The following is a 3881-nucleotide window of genomic DNA, read 5'->3' on the forward strand; positions in this document are numbered from 1 at the left end:
GCTGCCCCGGCTCACCGAGGACTCCTTCCCCGGCATGCTCGCCAACGTCATCTCCGGCCGGATCGCCAACCGCCTGGACCTCGGCGGCGCCAACTACACCGTCGACGCCGCCTGCGCCTCCTCCCTCGCCGCGCTGGACGTCGCCTGCAAGGAACTCGTCGGCGGCACCAGCGACCTGGTGCTGTGCGGCGGCGCCGACCTGCACAACGGCATCAACGACTACGTCCTGTTCTCCTCCGTGCACGCGCTCTCCCCGACCGGCCGGTCCCGCGCCTTCGACGCCTCCGCCGACGGCATCGCCCTCGGCGAGGGCGTGGCCTGTGTGGTCCTCAAACGGCTCGCGGACGCCGAACGCGACGGCGACCGGATCTACGGCGTGGTCAAGGGCCTCGGCTCCGCCAGCGACGGCCGCTCGCTCGGTCTGACCGCGCCCCGCCCCGAGGGCCAGCGGGCCGCGCTGCGGCGGGCGTACCGCAACGCCGGCGTGCCGCCCGCCGCGGTCGGGCTGCTGGAGGCGCACGGCACCGGGACCGTCGTCGGCGACCGCACCGAACTCACCGTGCTCGGCGAGGTCTTCGCCGAGGCGGGCGCCGCGAGCGGCAGCTGCGCGCTCGGCTCGGTCAAGTCGCAGATCGGGCACACCAAGTGCGCCGCAGGACTCGCCGGCCTGATCAAGACCACCCTGGCACTGTACGCCGGCGTCAAGCCGCCCACGCTGCACGTCGAGCGGCCCAACCCGGCCTGGGACGAGACCGACAGCCCGTTCGCCTTCCACACCCGTGCCCGTCCCTGGGCCGCACCGGCCGCCGAACGCTTCGCCGGGGTGAGCGCGTTCGGTTTCGGCGGCACCAACTTCCACGCCGTCCTGGCCGCGTACGCGGACGCACCACCGCCCCGGCAGGCCCTGGACGCCTGGCCCGCCGAGCTGTTCCTCTTCCGGGGCCGGGACGAGGCGGCGGCCCACCGGGAGGTCGCGGAGATCCTCCGGGCCGCCGAGTCCCCCGGCAGCCCCTGGCGGCTGCGCGACCTCGCCCTCGCCGCCGCCCGCCGCGCCGACACCTCCGAGCAGCCCGTACAGGCGGCGGTGGTGGCCCGCGACACGGCGGAGCTGGTCGCGCGTCTGCGGCGCGTCCTGTCGGGGGAGCCGAATCCGGATGCCGGGGTGCATCTCGCGGGTTCGGATACGGGCCTGGGCGCGGGTGTGCGCCGTGCTCATCCGGCCCCGGATGCGGAGCCGAGGGCTGAGCTGTGTCTTGCGGGTTCGGACGCGGACACGGGTGCCGGGGTGCGTCTCGCGGGCCCGGGTGCGGGAGTGGAGTTTGCGCATCCGGTCCCGGGCGCGGAGTCGGGCGCTGGGCTGCGTCTCGCGGGTTCGGATGCGGGCCCGGGTGCCGGGATGGAGCTTGTGCATACGGCCCGGGATGCGGAGTCGGGCGCTGGGCTGCATGCCGCGGGTCCGGGTTCGGACGCGGGCCCAAGTGCCGGGGTGGGCCTTGCGCCACCGGCCCCCGCCCCGGGCGTCGGCCGGGTCGCCTTCCTCTTCCCCGGTCAGGGCAGCCAGCGCACCGGCATGCTCGGCGAGCTGCTGGTCGCCCTGCCCGAGCTGCGGCACTACCTGCACCTCGGCCGTGCCCACGCCGACCGGCTCTTCCCGCCGGCCGCCTTCGACGACACCGCCCGCGAACGCCACCGGGCCGCCCTCACCGACACCCGGACGGCACAGCCCGCCCTCGGCATCGCGGGCCTCGCCGCCCACGCCTTCCTCACCTCCGCCGGTGTCCGGCCCGACCTCGCCGCCGGGCACAGCTACGGCGAGCTGGTCGCCCTCGCCGCGGCTGGCGCCCTCGACCCGGAGACCCTGCTGGAGCTGAGCGCCGAGCGGGCCGCGGCGATCCTCGCGGCGGCCGGCGACGAGCCCGGCACCATGGCCGCCGTGGGCGCCTCCGCCGACACCGTCGGCCACGCGCTGCGCACGGCCGGGGCACCCGGTTCGGTCGTCGTCGCCAACCTCAACTCGCCCGAGCAGACGGTGATCTCCGGTCCCACGGCGGACGTCGACACCGCCGTACGGGCACTGCGTGCCGCCGGCCTCGGCGCCCGCCGCATCCCCGTGGCGTGCGCCTTCCACAGCCCGCTGGTGGCCGCGGCGGGGGAGCGGTTCGCCAAGGTGCTCGCGGACAAGCCCGTCCGGGCACCGGAGTTCCCCGTCTGGGCCAACCGCACCGCCGCCCCGTACCCGCCGGACCCCGACGCCGTACGCGCCGGACTCGCCGCCCAGATCGGCGCCCCGGTGGCCTTCGCCGCGCAGATCGAGGCGATGTACGAGGCCGGGGCGCGGATCTTCGTCGAGGCGGGCCCGGGCACCGTCCTCACCCGGCTCGTCGGTCAGATCCTCGGCGACCGCCCGCACCGCGCGGTCGCCTGCGAACCACGGGCCGACAGCGGCCTGACCGGCTGGCTCGACGCCCTCGCCCGACTCGCCGTGGCCGGGCAGCCGGTCCGGACCGTCTGGCTCTTCCAGGGCCGGGACGCGGTCGACGCGCTGCGCACCCCGGCGCCCAAGCGGCCGGGCTGGACGGTCGACGGGCACCTGGTCCGCACCGCCGACGGAGCCCTCCTGCCCGGCGCCCTCGCGCCGGCCCGACGCGTCGTGGAGACGACTGTGACGACCGACCATCCGAACGGCGTCCCCGCCGACCGGGACGCGCTGATCTCCGAGTTCCTGCGCACCAGCCGGGAGATGATCGCCGCACAGCGGGACGTGCTGCTCACCTACTTCGGCGCCACGACCCCGGCGCCGGTCGTAGCCGCGGTGCCCGCGCGGGCCGCGGAGCCCGTGCGGTTCGCGGAGCCGGTGGAGACCGCGGAGCCGGTGGAGACGGTCCGGCAGCCGCCCGCCCCCGCGCGGTCGGCCGACCCTGTCGAGCCGGATCCCGCGGTCGACGTGGAGCGGGTCGTACGGGAGGTCATCAGCGACCGCACCGGCTACCCCGTCGACATGATCGAGCCCGACCTGGACCTGGAGGCCGACCTCAGCATCGACTCGATCAAGCGGGCCGAGATCGCGGGCGAACTCGCCCAGCGCCTCGGGATCGCGGGCGGCGCCGAACTCCTGGCCGACGCGGAGCTGGAGGAGCTGGCCAAGGCGCGCACCGCCGCGGCCGTCACGGCGTGGCTGACGGCCCGGACGGGGGCGCCCTCCGGCGAACTGACGGCGGGGGCGCCCTCCGACCAGGGGACTGCGGTCCCGGACCCGGCCGGCGCCACGTCCGCCGCCGGTACCTCGGGTGCCGTCGCCCGCCAGTGGGACACGGACGGCACCGCGTCCGTCTCCGCCGCCGGTACGTCGGCGCCGATGCCTGCCGCCGGGGTGGCCGCCGCGTCCGCCTCCGCCGCCGGCACCTCCGCCTCCGCCGCCGACCTCCCTCGCGGTGTCGCCCCCCAGCGCTGTGAGCTGCGGCCGGTCCCGTTGCCGGATCCGGAGCCGGGTCGGGCCGCCGACCTGTCCGGCCGGCGGTTCGTCGTCCTGGGCGGCGGCGAAGCCGTGGTCGCCGAGGTCACCGCGCGGCTCGCCGGCCGTGGCGCCGAGACCGTACCGCTGGGCCACGGCCACCTCCTCGGCGCGGCCGACGGCCCGGTCGACGGCGTCCTCCACCTGGGCGCGCTGCCCGGCCCGGACCACCCGGTGCTGCCGGACGCCTTCCCGGTGCTCCGGGCGGCGCTGGCGTGCGGCCCCCGCCTGCTGCTGGCCGTGCGCGCCGCCGACGGCGCCGGGGCGCTGCGGGCGGCGGGCCTGGACGGGCTGATCCGCAGCGTCGGCCGCGAGTACCCGGACCTCCTGGCCCGGGTCCTGGCGGTGGGCGACACCGGCCCGGCGGCCG

1 protein-coding gene is annotated in these 3881 nt (G+C 77.4%); it reads left to right on the forward strand.

The annotated features are described in order from the left end of the window. Window positions 1–3881, forward strand: a 3881-nt coding sequence (locus tag CCN44_RS46800) for a type I polyketide synthase (protein WP_244204019.1), incomplete at both ends; no start/stop codon positions are given.

The sequence above is a fragment of the Streptomyces tricolor genome, assembly GCF_002155905.1.
Classification (GTDB): Bacteria; Actinomycetota; Actinomycetes; order Streptomycetales; family Streptomycetaceae; genus Streptomyces; species Streptomyces tricolor.